The organism is Chryseobacterium endalhagicum (assembly GCF_016745235.1).
GTDB lineage: Bacteria > Bacteroidota > Bacteroidia > Flavobacteriales > Weeksellaceae > Chryseobacterium > Chryseobacterium endalhagicum.
The window spans coordinates 2272490-2293316 of sequence record NZ_JAELVM010000001.1; the positions used below are offsets into that span (position 1 = coordinate 2272490).

The following is a 20827-nucleotide window of genomic DNA, read 5'->3' on the forward strand; positions in this document are numbered from 1 at the left end:
GATTTAAAAATTGAATGATTAAAAAGATTTAAACATTCCAGGTTATTAATTTTTAAATTTTTAAATCGTTAAATGATTTAAATTAGAATTTTTACAGGTCAAATTTAATTCCTTGTGCTAAAGGAAGTTGAGCTGTATAATTTATTGTATTGGTTTGTCTTCTCATATAGTATTTCCAAACGTCTGAACCGGATTCTCTTCCGCCTCCTGTTTCTTTTTCACCACCGAAAGCACCCCCGATTTCAGCACCTGAAGTTCCGATGTTTACGTTAGCAATACCACAGTCTGAACCTGCATGAGAAAGGAATAATTCTGCCTCTCTTAAATTCTGGGTCATGATAGCGGATGACAATCCCTGAGGAACATCGTTCTGGATGGCAATAGCCTCCTCCAATGTTTTGTATTTGATCAGATACAAGATCGGCGCGAAAGTCTCGTGCTGAACGATCTCATATGAATTTTTAACTTCTGCGATACACGGCTTCACATAGCATCCGGATTCGTAATCTTTTCCGCTTAAAACACCGCCTTCAACCGCGAATTTTCCACCTTCTTTTTTACATTTTTTGATGGCCTCTTCATATTGGTTTACTGCATCTACATCGATAAGCGGTCCTACATGGTTATTTTCATCCAATGGATTTCCGATTTTCAACTGGCCGTAAGCTTTTACCAATCTTGTTTTTACTTCATTGTAAACGCTTTCGTGGATGATCAGTCTTCTTGTAGACGTACATCTCTGACCAGCCGTTCCTACAGCTCCGAAAACTGCTCCGATGATGGACATATCGATATCTGCATCTTTAGAAATAATAATGGCGTTGTTTCCACCTAATTCAAGGATAGATTTCCCGAATCTTTCTGCCACTTTAGAAGAAACCATTCTTCCCACTCTTGTAGAACCTGTGAAAGAAACCAGGGAAACTCTTTTGTCATCAACCAGTTTCTGCCCGATCTCATGGTCAGCAACCAATACACTTGAAATACCTTCAGCAAGATTATTCTCTTTCAGTACTTCAGACATAATGTTCTGACATGCGATAGCACACAATGGTGTTTTTTCTGACGGCTTCCAGATGGTAACGTTCCCGCAGATCCATGCTAAAGCGGTATTCCAGGCCCATACGGCAACCGGAAAGTTGAAAGCGGTAATGATTCCTACCACGCCAAGCGGATGGTACTGCTCATACATTCTGTGACCAGGTCTTTCTGAATGCATGGTATAACCGTGAAGCTGCCTTGATACTCCCACTGCGAAATCACAGATATCAATCATTTCCTGAACTTCACCCAGACCTTCCTGAAGGGATTTACCCATTTCGTAAGAAACAAGTTTTCCAAGGTCATCTTTATATGCTCTTAATTTCTGGCCTAACTGCCTAACGATCTCACCTCTTTTAGGAGCAGGGATCGATCTGAATTCCTGAAACGCCTTCTGAGCCGTCTCAATTACTTTGTCATAATCACTTTCTCCGGAAGTCTTAATTTTAGCAATTAGTTTGCCGTCTACGGGTGAAAAACTTTCTATTGTTTTCCCCGAAGCAAAATATTTACCGCCCACTGAAGTCCCTTTGTTTTCTTCTTTAATACCAAGGTTTTTAAGTGTTTTTTCGATTCCGAAATCCTTTACTTTTTTAGACATAAAATGTTTACTTTTCGTTTCCTCTAAAGATAGAAATATTATGCGAACCTCAAAATTTTAATTTTTAAGGAGTTTTTTTATTTGGAATCATTATAAACATGCTTATCTTTGTAGGGTAATCTTTTGACAATCAGAAATGGAAAATTCATCAGAAAATAACAATTCAAAATTTAAGAAGTGGTTTAAGCGTGTAGGTTGGGCAGGATTTGCTTTTTTCACCATCAAAGGTTTGATTTGGCTCGTGATATTCTACTTTGGAGCAGACACTCTTCAGAGTTGTATTAAATAAAAAAGCAGAGAAAATTTCTCTGCTTTCTTTTTGTATAAGGTTATTTGAATGGTTGTCTTTTTAACGCAAAATTTATTCCGGATTGCTCCTCACTATTTCGCCGTTTTACCTTCTTACCCATCCTCTTTCTTTTTCCTTCCTGAATTGACCAGACTTTGGTGCAGCAGATACTCAATCTGCCCGTTTACGCTCCTGAATTCATCATTCGCCCACTTTTCCACAAGCTTGTAAGTAGACTCATCAATCCTTATGACAAATGATTTTTTGCCTTTGTTTTCGGAAGTTCCTGGAGTTTTTTCTGATTTCATTGTCTAGATTTTCAATAATTTATTTTAGTATAGAAGTCTGGAAATTCCACACAATAAATTTTCATTATTAATTACCCGGTGCAGATTTTAAATCCTTGTATTTCGGAAATAAGTGAAACGTCTTTGTTTATCTTAGTTAAAAAAAATTGAAATCAAGTCTTTGTCTTTCTTTGCGTTTAATAATCACAAAATCAAACAAAACTTCTTTAAATAAAACCAACGCTAATAAGATGAACAAGGACATTTCATTTAAAAAAGTAAAACAAAAATATGCAACCGGTTATTCATTACATTTCGGATCTTAATTGTACAATGTTCCTGCATTTAAGATAGGCTGGGCTGCTTTTTCACCGCACAACACAACCATTAAATTACTCACCATGGCTGCTTTTCTTTCGTCATCAAGCTCTACAATATTCTCTTCCGACAGTTTTTTCAAAGCTAAATCCACCATTCCCACAGCACCTTCCACAATCTTGGTTCTTGCTGCCACAATAGCGGTAGCCTGCTGTCTCTGAAGCATCGCACCTGCAATTTCTGAAGCATAAGCCAAATGCGAAATTCTAGCTTCCTGGATCACAATTCCTGCTTTTGCAAGACGATCCGTAAGTTCCTGCTCCAAAATAGAATTGATCTTATCGCCTCCTTCCCTTAACGTAATCGGAGCATGATCATCTTCTAAATTATCATACGGAAAGCTCATCGCCAAATGACGTACTGCTGCCTCACTCTGCATTCTTACGAAATCTGAGTAACGCTCAACATCAAAAGCCGCTTTATAGGTATCTCCTACTTTCCATACCATAACCACAGCAATTTCAATGGGATTACCCATTTTGTCATTCACTTTCAAAGTCTGCCCCTGAAGGTTTTCCGAACGCAGCGACATCTTCTGTGATGAATACAAAGGATTGATAAAAAACAATCCGTTATCCTTTACCGTTCCCACATACTTTCCGAAAAAATTCAGGACTCTTGAGTGATTCGGCTGAATGATCATCAGGCCTTTCAAAAAGAAACAGAAGAGTAAGAAACACAGCATAGAAATAATTACATACGTTATACTATGCTCAACTCCGGAAACGAAAAAATAAACAGCACCTGCAAATAAAATCAGACAGAATACTAATGCTAAATAACCCGACATGGGTTTTAATACTTTTTCCATGATTGCAATTTTTAATTTGATATTAATTTGATATCATAAAGATATGGATAAGTTTTGAATTATGAGTGATGGGTGGTGAGTTTTTTTGCGAGGTGCGGGTTTCGGGTTTCGGGATTCGGGTTTTGAGGTGCGTAATTTCGTGTTGGAGATATTACTGCTGGTGGCTTCGGGAGCCTCAGCCGCCAGGTATTTGTCGGTTTTTCAATAGGTCCGGATTTATACCTTCTTCATTTAAAGTTTAAAGTTTAAGGTTTAAGGTTTAAGGTTTAAGGTTTAAGGTTTAAGGTTTAAGGTTTAAGGTTTAAGGTTTAAGGTTTAAGGTTTAAGGTTTAAGGTTTAAGGTTTAAGGTTTAAGGTTTAAAGTATTTATCAAAGTTAAAAAACCAGCAACAGTAACCCGCAACTAAAAACCACGAAACTCGAACCACATCAAAAAAAATCCCGGAAAATAAATTCCAGGATTTCAAATGTTATATGCTAACGTCTTATTTTTTATTCAACGTTTTAAATTTAAAGTAAGAAACAGCTGATAAAAGAATCATTGTTCCCAATCCGATGTATACCCAGGCCGGAACCGGAACCGGATCTCCTGCTGCGTAAGAGTGAAGCCCGCTCAGGTAATAATTCACCCCGAAATAGGTCATTACCATGGAACAGAATGCAAACATCGTTGCTACGTGGAATGCCCATCTGCTTCTCAGTCCCGGAACCAATCTCATGTGAAGTACAAAAGCGTATACCATGATGGAGATGAAAGCCCAGGTTTCTTTTGGATCCCAGCTCCAGTATCTTCCCCATGATTCATTCGCCCAGATACCGCCTAAGAAGTTTCCGACAGTTAAAGCAAATAGTCCGATCGTCAGTGACATTTCAGAAACAATCGCCAGTTCTTTCAGGGTTGTATCGTGGTGAAGCTTGTACGTATCTTTATTCGCAATGATAAAGAATACTAAAGAAATTACCGCAATAATCATAGATAAGGCGAAGAAACCATAACTGGATGTAATAATTGCTACGTGAACAATCAGCCAATACGATTTCAATACCGGAACAAGCGGCGTGATCTGAGGATCAAGAGCTGAACCTCCGTGCGCAAATCCCATCATAATAACGGCTACCATAAATCCTGCTGCAGGAATCAGGGCATTTGCGTTTCTGTAAAGAACAAGCCCGGCGGTAATACCTACCCACGAGATAAAGATAATAGCTTCATATCCGTTACTCCAAGGCGCGTGTCCTGAAATATACCATCTTGCTACAAGACCTAAGAAGTGGCAGAAATAGCCAATTAAGCCTACAGCAATGATTATTTTGATTATTTTACTTAAAATTTTATTCGATTTGAATAGGTCTACAAATCCTAAGATCAATAGTAACCCACCTATTATCGTATAGAAAATCAATAATTTGAAGTTGATATTCACATCGTTCATGAAAACCTCAAGATCAACTTTGGATTTTGCAGGAACTACTGCTTTCCCCCATTTCTGCTGATATTCTGAAAGTTTTGCCAATTCAGCATCTGCTTTGCTCCAGTTTCCTGTTTTCTGAGCAGTAAGGGCTTCTGCAAAGTAAGGTCCCATCACCTGCTGCGATTCCATATCCGGTTCGAATTTCTGGTCAAGCCAGGAATGCCAAGTATGATTCGCATCATTTTTTACGGGAACAATTCTCATAAACTGACCGCTGAAGAATTCATTAAAGATCTGTACTCTTTCGTTGACAGAAATGACTTCTTTATCATAATTGGTCTGCTCAGAAGGTTTTTTACGGAATGCCGTGTTGTAATCATGCTCAAGAAGATAAGTCAGGTTACCGTTGGCATCTGCCGGGAAAAGGTTCATCAGTGAAGTATACCCTTCATCATCAGCCTTTGTTTTTTTCTTTAATTCATCACCTCCTTTTGTCCCGACTTTGATCATCGGAACCATGGTCCAGCTCGGGGTATCTGTATTGATAGACAGGAACCACTGGTTAGCCGTAAGGGATTTCCCGTCCGTTCCTTTGAATTCGTCTTTCTTGTATAATTTTCTTAAAACATCCAGTGCTTCCGTGTTGATAGGAACAATTCTACCGTCAAAATTCTGTACCAGAAGATATCCGAATTTGTCCGCATGCTCTTTGCTGATTCTGTTTCTCGCAATGATTTCATCGGGAGTGATAGATTTCATTCTGCTTAGAGGAGCCGCCAGTGAATTCTGTTTTGGAGCCGCACCATCAAGCGGTTGGGCCGTCGGAGCCGGAGCGTGGGAATGATCGTCTCCTTCCACATGAATATGTTCTCTGCTTCCGTCAGTCGTTCCGTGCGTTTCAATTTTCTGTGCGTTTAAACCTAAATTTAAAAACACTAATAGAACTGCAGCCGCTTTCTTTTTGTTCACATCGGTCAGCATTTTGTTCAGTTTCCAGAAATGAGTTCCTTTCCAGAAGAAGATCACAAACATTCCCAGGAATAAAAGTCCGTATCCTATGTAAGAAATAAGGGTTCCCCAGAAATCGTGGTTCACAGAAAGCACGGTTCCCATTCTGTCCGGATCAAAACTTGACTGGAAGAAACGGTATCCTTTATGGTTTAGAACGTGGTTCATATAAATTTTATAAGGGGTTTCTTTCCCTTCATCGATGATCTTTACGTGGCTTTCATAAGCACTTGGCGATGAACTTCCCGGATAGGTTTCCATCACGAAATCATCCAGTTTCAGGGCGAAAGGCGTGTTGTATACTTTGGGCCCGAAACCTACCATAATGTTCAGTCCGTCCATCGTTACCTGCTTGAAGGCATTCGGGTTTCCTTTTTCTACAGACAGGTCAACCATCTGTTTTGTTTTTGGACCCTGAAGCTCTATTCTAAGCACATCAGGTACCATGGCATCTTTCTTTTTATCCCCTTCGAAAGCCATCAGTCTTCCTTTTTTAAGACCTTCAGGAACAACCAGTTTCAATTCGTTGATCGTGTATAAACTTCTCAATACCAAAGGCTGAAATTCATCTTTCTTGGTACTTCCGGTAGCCTGTGTTGCCATGGTCATAAATGCCGCGTCAACTGGGGTTTTGATGAATAATTTCCCGTCTTCTTTTTTAAACTCTACAGCACCTTCAATCGCTCTGTTGAATGTTACCAGAGTTCCGTTAATGGATTTTGTTTCTCCCGGTTTGATGTAAATATTCTGTCTTCCGGTAGTTCCTGTAGAAACCAGATGCAGGTATTCCGCACCGTTCGGCTCAGCAATTAAGCTGTCTTTCTTTCTCTGGATATAATCTTTTGTAAAAACCTTCACTTCTTTTCCGTGGAAGTCATAGGTAGCTTTAAAATCTTTGTGCAAAGGAGACATCATATAAGGAACATCCTGATAATTAAGAACATCTCCCTTATCCTCAATCTGGATCTTAAAGAAGTTCTTATCCGTCACGATCTCGTTGGAGGTTTCCCCTTCCCTGATGTGCATGGTCCCTTCAAAACTGATGTATCTGGTAATGGCACCTCCTATAAAAATAAGGATAAAAGCAAGGTGAAATACCAGAACCGGCCATTTTTCTCTTTTCCACAGTCGGTATCTTGCGATATTTCCTACGAAGTTGAGAATGAGCAGAAACATGATTAATTCAAACCATTTTGCTTCATAAATTAGAGCCTTGGCTGTAGGAGTTCCGTAGTCGTTTTCTAAGAACGTTGCATACGCCATTGCAAATGCATACACCAGTAACAGCACAGCCATTGTTCTGGTTGAGATAAGAATATCTTGGAGCTTCTTCATGATTTATTTTACTTGACATGCAAAAATAAGGATGATAAACTATAAAGAGGCTAAAAAAAGCTGTTTTTTGTCATTTTGAGGCCTATTTCAGTTATTTTGAATCGTTCTTAATAACGGGAAATTCATTAAGGAAAATTCAATTTTTTAAATCATGAAATTCCGGATTCAATATACCTATTTCCGTGATTGAGATCTTCTATCTCAAAAATGCCATTTCAACAACAACATATTGATTATCAAAGACTATCGTTTTTCAAATGAATTTTCTTTCTGATCTTACTTAAAAACTCATGGGTAATTCCCAGATAGGAAGCGATCTGCTGCTGGTTCAGCCTCTGCTCAAGACCCGGATATTTCACTAAAAATTCAAGGTACCGCTTATCCGCAGTTTTCCCCGTTAATGAAAGAATTCTCCTCTGCAAAGCCACCGAAGACTGCTGATTCATGATCCGGAAAAGCTTTTCTGTCTGCGGCAGGTCTTTATAAAGGTCTTCTTTATCCTTTTTTGAGATCATCAGAACTTCGCTGTCTTCGAGAGCTTCTATATTCAGAATGCTGGGAACATTGTTGATCAGACTGTCGAGATCGGTAATCCACCACCCTTCCAGTGCAAAATACAGCGTCTGCTCATTGCCGTTTTCATTCAGATAGTAAACCTTGAAGCAGCCGCTTACCACAAATCCTTCAAAAAGGCAATATCCGCCTTCTGCAAGAACCACATCCTTTCTTTTAAATGCCATGAGGTTAAAAGGTGCAGCAAACCTTTCAAATTCATCGTTGGAAAGGTCAATATACCTGCTGATATTTTTACGAAGAAGGTCAAACATGATGAGATAAGATTATACAGCATAAAGATACCCAAATTACGGATATCCTTATAACTGTTGATGAGATGGAAACTATTGGCCGGCCAGAAAATCTGCAGTACGCACAGCTCCGGCATATAAATTTCCAAGTGCAGAAATGCCCGCCAGAAATGATCTCTGAATCTCCGATGCTTTTACAGTCTGTCCGTTCAGGTTCCTGTCTCTGGTAGCAGTGGCATCTCCAATGACCGTATTGCTGAATCCAAGATCAAAAGCAGCTCTTGTCGTTGCATCTACACAAACATCTGTCATCATTCCTGTGATAACAAGTTTTTTAATTCCCTTTTTCTGAAGATATTCCAGTAGATCAGTTTCCCGGAAGCTGTTGGGAAAATGTTTGATCACTACTTTTTCGCCGGCTTTTGGTGAAACCACTGCATTGATTTCAGAACCCGAGCTCTCAGGAAGGAAGAAATCTGCGCCTTCGTTTACTGCAATGTGTCTGACATGAACTACAGGAAGGCTGTTTTTTCTGAAATATTCCAGAATCTTTTGGGTATTGTTTGCGGCCTGTTCTGCACCGGATAATTCCATTCTTCCTCCGGGAAAATAATCATTCTGAACGTCGATAATTAATAATGCGGTGTTTTCCATGTTTCTTTTTTGTTGTGCATTGATTGTTGTTAATGAAAATAAAGCGAGGCATAAAGCCAGGGCATTTCTGAATAATTTTTCCATTTTTTTACATTTTTAAAATTTATGGAACAAAATTAGTGGAGCTCTCATTAGCAGCATTTGAACTAGTTCAAAAAACAAACATTATTGTTGCATTTTAGCGAAAAATTAATCTTAAAAAGACTGTGTAATTTTAAAAAATAACCCTAAATTACGCTATCTTTTGAATAAAAAAAGATTCTATTAATGTTGAAAAAACATTAAATTTGCCCACATTGATATTATGGATAAAAAGACACAGACAAAACCGACGGAATCGCCTGATAAAGGCAAAATCTTATCTAAGCCGCGTATATTTTTCGGGCTTACTTTTATACTGTTTTCTGTCGTTCTCGCATTTTCATTCGTCTCTTATTTGATGAACTGGAAGGCGGATCAGAGCCAGGCAGGCACTATGACCGACAAGACGATAAAATCTTCAAATATTTTCGGGAAGGTCGGCGACTGGCTTGGGAATATTTTTATATTCGAAAGTATAGGAATTGCTTCGTTTATTATTGCCTTCTTATTTTTGGTTGTGGGAACTCTTATCCTCAAAAAAAGAACTTTCAAGCCCTGGAAAACCATCGGGCATTCTTTGTTCTTCATCTGCTGGCTGCCTATTTTCATGGGTGCAGTAACGAAAGGACAGGGTGTTCTGGGAGGTGTTTACGGATATCAGATCATGGATTATCTGAATGCCATCATCGGACCCGTTGGGCTTTGGGTGGTACTGGCTTCGAGCATTCTTTTATATTTTATTCTGGAATTCAATCTTCGTCCGAGTTCTATTAAATCGAGACTGGACAAGATCAATGACAGCACAATTGGCAAGGTAAAATCGATGATGCCGAGTTCAGAGGAAAATTTTGAAGCAGATACGGAACTGGAAGAAGAGATTGATGAAACGCCTAATATTACAGTTACAGATCTGAATGATAAAGATAAGCCGAAAGAACAGGAGCCTATCAGTGTTCCAAAAGGATTTCCTGAAGTTCAGCCCGTAACCAGTTTAGAACCTATCGTTACACCTAACCAGACTTCTTTCGACGAGGAAGAAAAACCTGTCAGCTTAAATCTGAATACCAAACCATCCGTTCCCACTTCAACGCCTGAACAGGCTTTTGATATGGCACCTGTGAGCCCGGCCATCACTCCGGTTCCTCCGGCTGCGGCACCAGCTCAGGACAATATTAAATTCAATGTGGAAGTGGCACCGGTAGTTGATATTCTGGATGACTCGGACAGAAAGTCTCAGGAACTGGTAGAAAAACACGGGCTGTATGATCACAAGCTTGATCTGGCAGGTTTCCAGATGCCGACCGTAGAACTGCTGAAAGACTACGGAAGCGAAGAAATCTCCATCAATAAAGAAGAATTAGAAGAAAATAAAAATAAAATTGTAGGCCTTTTAAAGAATTTCAATGTTGGAATTTCTGAGATCAAGGCGACGATCGGGCCAACGGTTACTTTATATGAAATTGTACCTGAAGCGGGAATCAGAGTATCGGCTATTAAGAAACTACAGGATGACATTGCCCTGAATCTTTCCGCACTTGGAATCAGGATCATTGCGCCGATGCCTGGAAAAGGAACCATCGGAATTGAGGTTCCGAGAAAGAATCCTACCATGGTTTCCATGCGTTCTGTAATTGCATCTCACAAATTCCAGAATACGGATATGGATCTTCCGGTGGTTTTCGGAAAAACAATTTCCAACGAAGTCTTTATGGCTGACCTTGCAAAAATGCCTCACTTACTGATGGCGGGTGCTACAGGACAGGGTAAATCTGTCGGAATTAATGCAATCCTTACTTCCCTTCTTTATAAAAAACACCCGAGCGAACTGAAATTCGTTATGGTGGATCCTAAAAAAGTGGAACTTTCTTTATATTCAAAAATTGAAAGACATTATCTGGCTAAACTTCCGGATGCTGATGAAGCCATCATCACCGATACCAATAAAGTGATCAACACCCTGAATTCTCTTTGTGTGGAAATGGACACCCGTTATGATCTTCTTAAAAATGCATTCTGTAAAAACTTAAAGGAATACAATAAGAAATTTACTGAGAGAAAATTGAATCCTGAGAACGGCCACCGTTTTCTACCCTATATTGTATTGGTCGTAGATGAATTTGCAGACCTTATCATGACGGCCGGAAAAGAGGTTGAACTTCCGATCGCGAGACTGGCACAGCTTGCAAGAGCTGTAGGAATCCACCTGATTGTGGCAACCCAGAGACCTTCCGTGAATGTAATCACAGGTATGATTAAGGCTAACTTCCCGGCCAGAGCGGCGTTCAGAGTAATTTCCAGTGTGGATTCTAGAACAATCCTTGATTCTCCGGGTGCAGATCAGCTGATCGGTAAGGGAGATATGCTTTATTTCAACGGAAATGAAATTTTGAGGCTTCAGTGTGCATTCGTAGATACCCCTGAAGTGGAAAGACTTGCAGAATACATCGGCGAACAGAAAGGATATTCATCTGCATTCCTGCTTCCGGAATTCGTTTCTGAAGATTCTACCAGCACAGTAGGAGCTTTCGATCCGAATGAAAAGGATGCTCTATTTGAAGAGGCAGCAAGAATTATTGTTTCTACCCAGCAGGGTTCTACTTCCATGCTGCAAAGACAGCTGAAACTGGGTTACAACAGAGCAGGAAGAATCATGGACCAGCTTGAGGCAACCGGTATTGTAGGAGGATTTAACGGAGCCAAAGCCAGAGAGGTCATTATCAGTGATCTTCATTCTTTGGAACAGTTTTTGGAAGATCTGCGTAATTAAAGGGAAAATGCTTCATCAGTTTAAACCCTGAAGCATGGGAATGTATAAAGTTTATTAAATAAGAAAATGAAAAATATTATATCAAAAATCATAGTCGGAAGTTTTGTAGTAGGTGCAGTAGGATTTGCAGAGGCACAGAAAATTGATGCGAAAGCTAAAAAGATCCTTGACGATATCACAGCAAACTACAACTCTAAAAAGAATTCTTACTTTAAGTTTTCTTTCGGAACCGGCTTGAACGGGCAGGTGACTAAAACAGAACCGGGAATTTATTATTCTGCAGGAGATAAATACAAGCTGAAAATCATGGATACGGAACAGATCTTTGACGGAAGCAAAATTTACAACATCAATGCAGATGATATGGAGGTAACGGTTGCAAAACCTAACGGCAGCGGCAGCATGTTCTCCCCTATCAACTATCTTACGACCTACAGAAATGATTACAACGTAACCTATAACGGGAAAAAGAATGTAAACGGAGTGAATGCGGATTTCATAAAATTAACTCCAGTAAAGTCAAACGGAATAAAATATGTGTATCTTTTTGTAGATTCCGCGAAGAAACAAATGGTAAAGCTTGAGCAGCACGGGAACAATAAAGACGTCGCGGTAATTGCCATCAAAGAATACAAAGAAAACCAGGATCTGGACGCGAATATGTTTGTTTTTGACAAGAATAAGTTTAAAAACTACGTGATCACAGAATTGTAAATAAAAAGTAATAAAAAATTACAGGAGCCACAATTAAACTTTGTGGCTTTTTCATTAATTTTGGCGCATGTTAAAAATACTAGACCGATATATCATAAAAACCTTCTTTGGACCGTTTTTCTTTATATTCAGCGTTTTGTTTTTCATCTTTATTGTAAACATTATCTGGGTTCAGCTGGGGCAGTTCATGGGAAAAGGATTAAGCTACTGGCAGATCCTCAAACTTCTTTTTTACCTTGGGGTAAGTGTTGTCAGCCTGGTACTCCCGCTTACGATCCTTCTGGCGAGCATTATGTCTTTTGGAGAATTTGGGGAACGTTATGAGCTTGCTGCCATGAAAGCCGCCGGAATCTCCCTGACGAGAGTGATGGCACCTCTTATGGGAGTCGTCATCGTACTGGCAGTCATGCTGTTCTTTTTCTCCAACAATATCATTCCTGATTTTCAAAAGAAGGCGAAGAATATGCTGTTCAATATCGCGCAGACTAAACCGGCACTGAATTTTACACCGGGACAGTTCATTGACCAGATTCCGGGATACATGGTAAAATTTGATAAAATTTACGGGGAAAACCAGGAAACCCTTGAGGGAGTATTCGTACACAGAAAAGCCAGTACGTATGAAAACCAGCAGTCTATTGTAGCGGAAAAAGGAAAATTTGTTCCTGCAGCCAACAAGAACTTCCTGAAACTGGAGCTGTATAACGGGTACGTATTCGAAGATAATTTCGCTGGAAAAGGTGAAAATGTAAGACTTAAGCAACCGGATCAGGCCATCAAATTTGACACACTGGTTTCACACTTTGATATTGCTGAACTCATTAACAAAGCGATAGAAAAGGAACAGATTACCGATGATTACCGTTTCCAGACTTATGGCCAGCTTAACGAAACTGTCACTAAAAACAAAAAGGATAATAAAGTATTTTTCTCCAATATCAGTGATGATGTCCTGAGCCAGACCAATTCAGTAATCACGTACATGGACAAAAGCAAATCCAAAGCAGTACCCAAACAGCAGGTTAAGCTGGATACCGTGAAAGGAGAGAAAAAGCTGCAAATCCTGTTCAATTCATACAACAGACTTGAAAACCTGAAAACGACAAGTGAAGGAAAAAAAGCTGAATTCAGCTCCAATATCAAATACTTCAGCAAGGTGGTGATCTACCAGCAAAGAATTATTTCTTATTCTGTAACCTGTATTATTTTCTTCCTGATTGGGGCAAGTTTGGGATCTATCATCAGAAAAGGAGGAATGGGACTTCCGGTGATTATTGCCATCATTATTTTCATTGTGTTCTATGTAATGAATCTTGGTATTGAGAATATTGCATGGGGCGGTGGAATGAATCCTTATCTTGCCGCCTGGCTTCCCAACCTTATCCTGCTTCCTTTCGGAGTCTGGATGACGTATAAAGCCCTTACAGATTCTCAACTGTTTGATGCTGAAAAATACAAAGCATTACTTAAACCGATTACGAAAAGGTTTTCGAAGAGCAAAGAACATAAGAGATATCAATAGTTTCTTTTATTTAAAAATTGAAAGATTGAATTATTTAAAATTATACAGGCCCGGAAATTCCGGGTCTTTTTATTGGTGGCTTGTGCTACCTTAAAACCCCAGAAGGCTTTCCCACCGAACGCTTTTTTATGCCATTATTTTTTTTGTACTTTTATCAGACACCAAAACACAACTACCTTATGAAAACGATATTCTTTACTGCAATTCTGCTTTTGGCTGTTTCATGTAAAAATGACAAGGAGAAAACTGTTTCGGAAAAACTGGTTTTAACCGACAGCTCAACCGTAAAAAAAGATCCGGTACAGACGGAAAATTCATCAGATCCTATGGAAGAAATCAAAAAAGAATATGCCGCTCTTCAGACCCAGCTGAAAGCCCAAAAACTAAGTTCCAAAGGCTTTACTTATAACTGCAACGACGAAAGGTCAGGGAAAGTGACATTCTATTCCGATCAGAAGGGAATCAGAATTATTGAGCATTCTTATGATGAATACAGCCATTTTGGTTCAACGGAACAGTATTTCATCAAAGACGGAAATTTGTTCTTCATTTTTAAAAAAGACACAGGATGGAATTTCGATGGAGGTACCCCGGAAAAGCCCATCACAAAAGACGACATCACGGAAAGCCGCATCTATCTCCAAAATAATAAACCTATCAAATGCCTAGAGAAGCAGTATTCCATAAGATCGAATGCCACTGAGAAACCTTCTCCTGACAAAATTCCAGGTAAGGAAACCCAATGTAATACGGATGAGCTTATAAAAACCTATCAGGCTCTGCTAAAAAACAAAGATCAGAAAGGAGAAATAAAATGTCTGTAAAAACAAAAAGAGGCTTCATAAGAAACCTCTTTTTTATAGATCAAATCTGAACATTATACTTTCATAATTTCAGCTTCTTTCGTCTTAAGATGATCGTCACAAAGCTTAACGTATTTGTCGGTAAAGCCCTGGATTTCTTCTTCCACACCTTTTACAACATCTTCAGAAACTCCGTCCAGTTTTTTAAGTTCTTTCAATCCTTCCTGTCTTGCGTTTCTTACTGTTACTTTGGTCTGCTCGGCTTCTACTTTAGCCTGTTTTGCCAGTTCCCTTCTTCTTTCCTCCGTTAAAGGCGGAACATTCAGGATAATATTTTCCCCGTTATTAGAAGGTGCAAAGCCTAAATTTGAATTGATGATCGCTTTTTCAATAGCACCAATAGCTGTTCTGTCCCAAGGTTGAATAGAAATGGTCATGGCATCCGGCACAGAAACATTCGCAACCTGGTTAATAGGAGTCGGAGCTCCGTAATATTCCACCATTACATCCTGAACCATTGATGTAGAAGCACGTCCTGCTCTGATTCTTTGAAATGCATGATCCAAGTGCTTTACAGCTGCATCCATGTCTTGCTTTACAGATTCTAATATAAGATCTAATTCTTCCATTATATAGTTAAAATTTGATAAATTACACATTATTCAATACATGTTGAAAATCAATCAGTTAAGATTTGTAAAATCTATATTTTTGACTGTTTTCTTACTATTTTTTACTATCTAGTGTGCAAAAATAACATTTGTTTTTAATTATATAAAGATTTAGTAACTATATTTTTCACATAACAGGAATTTATTTTACACTGCAAGTCGACCAATCCTTACTTCCTTACAACCCGGCATTACAATTACACAAATTTCTAAATGCAGCTTAAAGAGCCTGCAGTATTAATTCTGAAATCTGTTCCATTCCTTTATCTCCTGGGTGAAGACCTATACCTTCAGACTTCCAGATAGAAGCGTTATTCTTGTTTGAAATATCATTTTTTGCTTTGCTGAGAGGATTATCTGAAACAGCATCCATATCTATAAATGTAGAATTTGTCTGTTTTGCAATCTTTTTCATATCAGCAAAATTAACCTTCGTTTTAAAGAATGGTGATAGTACAATCGTCTTTTTGGGTGCAATAACTTTCACGAGTTCCACAGATGTATTTTTGAATATCTCTGCATTCTCAGCACTGACGTTGTCTCCTAACTGATAAATTAATACGTCAGGCTCAAACATTTTTAAATCTTTAATTTTTTTCGCATTAAAATCTATTTGGTCTGGATTTCTTTCTATAAAAGAATAGTTTGCATACCGAAGAATGATATTCCCCTTTTGCTTGTTCAATTTATCAAATAAAAGATGTACATAATCATTCTCCAGTCTGGAAGCCGCCATACCGCTTTCATACTTCCAACCTATATCTTCAGCAATTGGATGGGTGGTAATGCTATTGCCAATTACCAGGACTTTATATGTTATGCTCCCTGTTGTTCTCGAAGTAATTTCTTTGTATTCCGGAAATGTTACATTGTTCATGTCCTCAAGTTTACCGTGTTTAGTACAGGAAACAAAAAGCAATGCAAAAAATACCTTTCTCATGATTAAATTTTTGCAAAAAAAAATAATAATCATAAGTCACGATTACGGGAATCCGTAAGTATCCTTTTTTGAATCATTATAAAACATAAAAAGGAAAATTTATTGCTTTTAGATCTGCTTTGAATACAAGCCTTTTAGCCAAATATTATAAATTGGGAGAACTTTATTGAAGTAACTAAAAGTCTTTGTTTGTTTTATAGGTCTTAACAGAATATAAGGCCTTGTTTATTAATGAAGATATGTCTGAGATGAGATTGGATTCCTTTTAAGAACCTAAACATTAGATTGAGAATAGTAGTTTGCTTTTTATTAAAGGTGAATTTGAAAGATCCCTTTTTCTTTCATAAGCCTGATGCTTTAAAATGCCTTACTGTAATAAGATTTCAACCTCTGGGATGGTAAAATTGCTTTCTTTTAGGGCTTCATTCAAATTTTAAACGACCTTCAACAGCTTTGGTTAAATCCTCAGCGGCTGAAAGTCGTTCAGTATTATTGGGGAATATTTATCCCTTTGTATTTTTTTATAACCTCTTGAGGCTCGGCATCACATAAATAAACATACAAAACAAACAGCTTATTTTCATACTGTTAAACTACACATTTTTATAAATGATAAGTAATAAGTAATTTTGATACTGCTATCTCCTACCTATTATCTGCTACCTGACTACAAATCCACCAAAGTCCCTACATTCTCCCCATCTACAATTCTTTCCAGATTCCCGTCCTTATTCATATCGAATACAATGATCGGCAATTTATTTTCATGGCTTAAAGTGAAGGCAGTCATATCCATTACTTTAAGGTTTTTGGCATACACCTCGTCGAATGACAGTGAATTGTATTTTACAGCATCAGCATTCTTTTCCGGATCGCTGTCGTAGATTCCGTCTACTCTGGTTCCTTTTAAGATCACATCGGCACCAATTTCAATAGCTCTTAAAGTGGCAGCTGTATCGGTAGTAAAATAAGGGTTTCCGGTTCCGGCCCCGAAGATCACTACTCTTCCTTTTTCAAGGTGTCTTACCGCTCTTCTTTTGATGAAAGGCTCAGCTACTTTGTCCATTTCAATGGCAGACTGAAGTCTCGTTTTGATTCCTGCATCTTCCAGAGCTCCCTGAAGTGCCATTCCGTTGATCACGGTGGCCAGCATTCCCATATAGTCTCCCTGCACTCTGTCCATTCCTTTTGCAGCTCCTGCTACTCCACGGAAAATGTTTCCTCCTCCAATGACGATCGCTACTTCACAGCCTTTTTCTACTACTTTTTTGATCTCGGCAGCATATTCCTGCAGTCTTTCATTGTCTATACCATATTGTCTGTTCCCCATTAAGGCCTCGCCGCTCAGTTTCAGAAGGATTCTTTTGTATTTCATCTTTATTTTTTAATAAACTTTACCGGAGCAGTTTCTCCGAAATTTGATTTTGCAAATATAATCATTAAAAATATTGAAAAAAGAAAAATATTTACGCAGAAATAATGTCAGAAATATTTTGATAAGTACGAAAAAGGATTATTTTTGCATTAATTATAAATTGAATTGAAGAAAATTGTCATTTTTTCATTATTTCTGTCAGGAATTGTTTCTTATGCGCAAACAGGAACAAATGTTTATCCTTTCTTAAACATCCCTGTATCTGCCCGGCAGGCTGCCTTAGGCGGCGATGCAATTTCCATCAGAGACCATGATGTTTCCTTTGCTATTGCAAACCCGGCCCTTTTAAACAGAGATTCAGATAAGCAGCTTTCAGTGAATGCAGCCACTTACCTTGCTGATTCCAAATATGGAACAGTAGCGTACGCCAGAGACTTTGACAACGGGCATATGGCCACCATAAATGCGAGATACATGACCTACGGAAGTACTCCCAGAACTGACGAAAGCGGGGAACAGAACGGGGAATACAAAGCTTCGGATGTAGCCATCGGTGCCGGATATGCCTACCAGTTTGAAGAAGACTGGACCATTGGCGGAGGCATCAATTTCGTCACTTCAAAAATAGACAACTATACCTCTTCTGCTGTTTCAGGAACCGCAGGAATCACCTATCATAATAAAAAGAATAAAGAAGTTCTGTCCCTTGTCCTTAGAAATTTCGGTTTTCAGCTGAAATCATTCAACGGAACCAGAGAGAACCTTCCGTTCAGGATAGATATGGGTTATACCAGAATTCTAAAAGCCATACCGCTTGCCATTACCATTACCGCCCACGATCTTCAGCAGTTTGATATTTCGCAGGAATATAATGTAAACGGTCAGGAAGTAGGCTTCGGAAGAAAACTGGCAGACCACTTCTCCGTAGGTGCGGAACTCTTCCCGGAAAAAGCTTTCAACATCAGGCTTGGATATAATGCGAAAAGAGGAAATGAACTTGCTGTAGCAGATCAGAGAAACTTTTCAGGACTTTCCGGCGGATTTGGAATCAAGCTGAGAAGATTCCGTATAGACTATGCTCATATCCGTTATCACAACTCTTCCAATGTAAACCAGATTGGTGTTTCTATGGACCTTAGCAGCCACGCAGGAGAATAAATAAAAGACAAAATCTACATAACAATGTAGATTTTTTTCTTTACAACCTTGATTTTCTAAAAAAAATCTTGAAATTTGCGGTATGAAAAAACCTGTAATAGCTATCGATGGGTACTCGTCTACCGGAAAAAGTTCAATCTCTAAAGTCATTGCCGAAAAACTGGGTCTTATACATCTGGATACCGGCGCGCTTTACAGAGGGGTTACATGGTTTGCTTTACAGAACTGCACAGATGCGGATGACGCCATTGATCTCAACAAGCTGTTCTCTTCATTAGACCAGATAGAACTTGAATTCAGAAATGATCATGGTGAACTGGTTTTGTACCTTAATCATATTGATATTTCCAAACAGATCCGTACCAATGAAGTGTCCGATAATGTAAGTATTGTGGCCAAACAGAAAGAAGTAAGAGACTTCCTGCTTCACTCCCAGCGCTCGCTGGCAGAAAAAGGCGGCATTATTATGGACGGACGTGACATAGGGACAGTAGTTCTGCCAAATGCTGACTATAAATTCTTTCTTACTGCCAGTATTGACGAAAGAACCAACAGAAGATATTTTGAATTGGCAGGATTGGGAATCCAGGCAGACAGGGAACAGGTAAAACAAAACCTGATAGACCGCGATAAGATCGACAGTGAAAGGGAAATAGCCCCTTTGAAGCAGGCTGAAGACGCTATTGTGATCGACAATACAGTGCTTACCAAAGAAGAAACGATAGATCTCATTTTATCATATATCAAGAAGATTTAACAATTTTTAATAGGTACAGGGCCTCCTTTGGTATACAAATTGTACATTTTAACTCAGTAAAAAAACTAATATTTATTAACTATTAAAAAAGCTTAAAATGTCGAAAAACGGAAAAAATACAGCAGGTATATTGGCAGGACTTCTTGCAGGTGCTGCAGCAGGTGTAATCTTAGGAATGCTTTATGCACCGGAAGAAGGTAAAGAAACCAGAAAAAAAATCAAAAATAAGGCTGATGATTTAAAAGATCAGGCTAAAAACAAATACGGTGAGGTTTCTGAAAGAGTTAAAGATCAGTACAGCAATATTTCTTCTACTTTCAAAGAAACAGCGAACAGTGTAGCTCATACGGTAAAAGACGGATATGACAAATACAAAGATCAGATAGTTTCCAAAACTGCAGACGTAGTAAAGGATGTAGAAGCCGAGCTGAACGATCTTAAAAAATAAATAGTTTATTTTTTGAGTAAATTATGGGAAGGAACTTTTTGAAAGAAGTTCCTTTTTTTGTAACTTTAAAAAAAAACAATGATAGAGACTATTAAAGAATATGCATCAAAGAGAATAGATCTTCTGAAAATAGAAGCCACTGAAAAATCTTCTCTTTCTGCTGGGCTCATTACCTACTTTGTAGTGCTGCTAGTTGCTTTTACTTTTTTTATTATCCTTTTTAACTTTGGTATTGCGTTTCTTATTGGCAAAGCGCTGGACAATACTTCTTACGGATTCCTTATTGTAGCCGGGTTTTATGTAGTGATCATGGGATTCATTATTTCTTTCAAAACCAAAATTGTCAATATGGTAGCAGATCAGGTTATTAAATTTTTAAATCATTAAGCTATGGGCAGAAAATACGAAAGCATTGAGGAATTAAGAAGGAAGAAAAAACTGCTCCAAGGCGAAATCAATGACCTGGAAAACCTTCTTACTTTTAAAAATACAAAAGAAAGCCTGAGTGCCTTCACCAATGGCCTTACCGATCAGTATCTGCAGGAAAAAGTAGATGAAGACGGTGATGAAAAAGTAGTGCTCCGCAAGGATGTCATCGCCAGACAGCTGACCTCTGAAGTGAAGGATCTCCTGATCAATAAAAATACCGCGGTAGGCATTGCAAGCAGTGCACTAGGCGGCAATGTAACGGACAGCCTGATAAAGCTAGGCATCACAGCAGTCGTGGGAAATTATGCTAAAAAAAGCATGAAAAGCCCGAACTGGAAGAAAAAACTTCTCGGAGCAGCCATGATCTACCTCGCTCCTATTGCTTTGAAGTATGTCAGAAAGAAGCTGGAAGTCTATCAGAAAAATAAAAGTGTTTCGAGCTTGGAACAATTAATATAGAAATTAGAAGCTAGATATTAGAATTTAGTTAGTGTACGTCCAAGTATCATTATTAGTTTTAAATTAACCTTGAATTCTAAC

At 38.6% G+C, this 20827-nt stretch carries 18 protein-coding genes; 9 read left to right on the forward strand and 9 right to left on the reverse strand.

The window, feature by feature from the left end:
* Window positions 1-91: 91 nt before the first annotated feature.
* From amaB to JET18_RS10120, 6 genes are all read right to left on the reverse strand, one after another.
* Window positions 92-1642 (reverse strand): L-piperidine-6-carboxylate dehydrogenase, encoded by a 1551-nt coding sequence (amaB, locus tag JET18_RS10095; RefSeq protein ID WP_202090594.1) that lies wholly within the window; start codon window positions 1640-1642, stop codon window positions 92-94.
* A 402-nt stretch (window positions 1643-2044) separates the two neighbouring features.
* Entirely contained in the window at window positions 2045-2239 is a 195-nt protein-coding gene (locus tag JET18_RS10100) for an Arc family DNA binding domain-containing protein (RefSeq protein ID WP_202090596.1), read from the reverse strand.
* A 301-nt stretch (window positions 2240-2540) separates the two neighbouring features.
* Window positions 2541-3407: an SPFH domain-containing protein gene (locus JET18_RS10105; RefSeq protein WP_202090598.1), complete on the reverse strand. Its 867-nt coding sequence runs from the start codon at window positions 3405-3407 to the stop codon at window positions 2541-2543.
* 485 nt (window positions 3408-3892) lie between these two features.
* Window positions 3893-7162, reverse strand: a complete 3270-nt coding sequence (gene ccsA, locus JET18_RS10110) for a cytochrome c biogenesis protein CcsA (RefSeq protein WP_202090606.1) — start codon at window positions 7160-7162, stop codon at window positions 3893-3895.
* 236 nt (window positions 7163-7398) lie between these two features.
* Window positions 7399-7989, reverse strand: coding sequence for a Crp/Fnr family transcriptional regulator (locus JET18_RS10115; protein WP_202090608.1), 591 nt, complete (start codon window positions 7987-7989; stop codon window positions 7399-7401).
* A gap of 72 nt (window positions 7990-8061) precedes the next feature.
* Complete coding sequence (locus tag JET18_RS10120) at window positions 8062-8706, reverse strand: cysteine hydrolase family protein (protein WP_202090610.1); 645 nt, start codon at window positions 8704-8706, stop codon at window positions 8062-8064.
* Between the two features lie 220 nt (window positions 8707-8926).
* Between JET18_RS10120 and JET18_RS10125 the strand changes: the two genes are divergently transcribed.
* The 4 genes from JET18_RS10125 (at window position 8927) to JET18_RS10140 (ending at window position 14530) form a co-directional block, all read left to right on the forward strand.
* Entirely contained in the window at window positions 8927-11470 is a 2544-nt protein-coding gene (locus tag JET18_RS10125; protein WP_202090612.1) for an FtsK/SpoIIIE family DNA translocase, read from the forward strand.
* Between the two features lie 66 nt (window positions 11471-11536).
* Window positions 11537-12184 (forward strand): LolA family protein, encoded by a 648-nt coding sequence (locus JET18_RS10130; RefSeq protein WP_202090614.1) that lies wholly within the window; start codon window positions 11537-11539, stop codon window positions 12182-12184.
* A 67-nt stretch (window positions 12185-12251) separates the two neighbouring features.
* Entirely contained in the window at window positions 12252-13706 is a 1455-nt protein-coding gene (locus tag JET18_RS10135) for an LptF/LptG family permease (protein ID WP_202090615.1), read from the forward strand.
* A 179-nt stretch (window positions 13707-13885) separates the two neighbouring features.
* Window positions 13886-14530, forward strand: coding sequence for a hypothetical protein (locus tag JET18_RS10140; RefSeq protein WP_202090616.1), 645 nt, complete (start codon window positions 13886-13888; stop codon window positions 14528-14530).
* 53 nt (window positions 14531-14583) lie between these two features.
* On the opposite strand, the gene frr is transcribed toward JET18_RS10140, so the two are convergent.
* The 3 genes from frr to pyrH all read right to left on the reverse strand — a co-directional run bounded on the left by frr (window position 14584) and on the right by pyrH (window position 17495).
* Window positions 14584-15138, reverse strand: coding sequence for a ribosome recycling factor (frr, locus tag JET18_RS10145; protein WP_202090617.1), 555 nt, complete (start codon window positions 15136-15138; stop codon window positions 14584-14586).
* Between the two features lie 262 nt (window positions 15139-15400).
* Window positions 15401-16120, reverse strand: coding sequence for an SGNH/GDSL hydrolase family protein (locus JET18_RS10150; protein WP_202090618.1), 720 nt, complete (start codon window positions 16118-16120; stop codon window positions 15401-15403).
* Window positions 16121-16787: 667 nt separating this feature from the next.
* Window positions 16788-17495: a UMP kinase gene (pyrH, locus tag JET18_RS10155; protein ID WP_027375133.1), complete on the reverse strand. Its 708-nt coding sequence runs from the start codon at window positions 17493-17495 to the stop codon at window positions 16788-16790.
* A gap of 165 nt (window positions 17496-17660) precedes the next feature.
* Between pyrH and porQ the strand changes: the two genes are divergently transcribed.
* The 5 genes from porQ (at window position 17661) to JET18_RS10180 (ending at window position 20746) form a co-directional block, all read left to right on the forward strand.
* On the forward strand, window positions 17661-18653 hold the full coding sequence (gene porQ, locus JET18_RS10160) for a type IX secretion system protein PorQ (protein ID WP_202090620.1): 993 nt from the start codon (window positions 17661-17663) through the stop codon (window positions 18651-18653).
* Between the two features lie 82 nt (window positions 18654-18735).
* Window positions 18736-19410 (forward strand): (d)CMP kinase, encoded by a 675-nt coding sequence (cmk, locus tag JET18_RS10165; protein WP_202090623.1) that lies wholly within the window; start codon window positions 18736-18738, stop codon window positions 19408-19410.
* Window positions 19411-19507: 97 nt separating this feature from the next.
* Entirely contained in the window at window positions 19508-19858 is a 351-nt protein-coding gene (locus JET18_RS10170; protein ID WP_202090625.1) for a YtxH domain-containing protein, read from the forward strand.
* A gap of 78 nt (window positions 19859-19936) precedes the next feature.
* Window positions 19937-20245 carry a phage holin family protein gene (locus JET18_RS10175; RefSeq protein ID WP_080779058.1) on the forward strand — a complete coding sequence of 103 codons (309 nt, stop codon included), beginning with the start codon at window positions 19937-19939 and terminating at the stop codon, window positions 20243-20245.
* 3 nt (window positions 20246-20248) lie between these two features.
* The gene (locus JET18_RS10180) at window positions 20249-20746 is read left to right on the forward strand and encodes a phosphoribosyl-ATP pyrophosphatase (protein WP_202090626.1); all 498 of its coding nucleotides are present in this window, start codon (window positions 20249-20251) and stop codon (window positions 20744-20746) included.
* Window positions 20747-20827 lie beyond the last annotated feature (81 nt).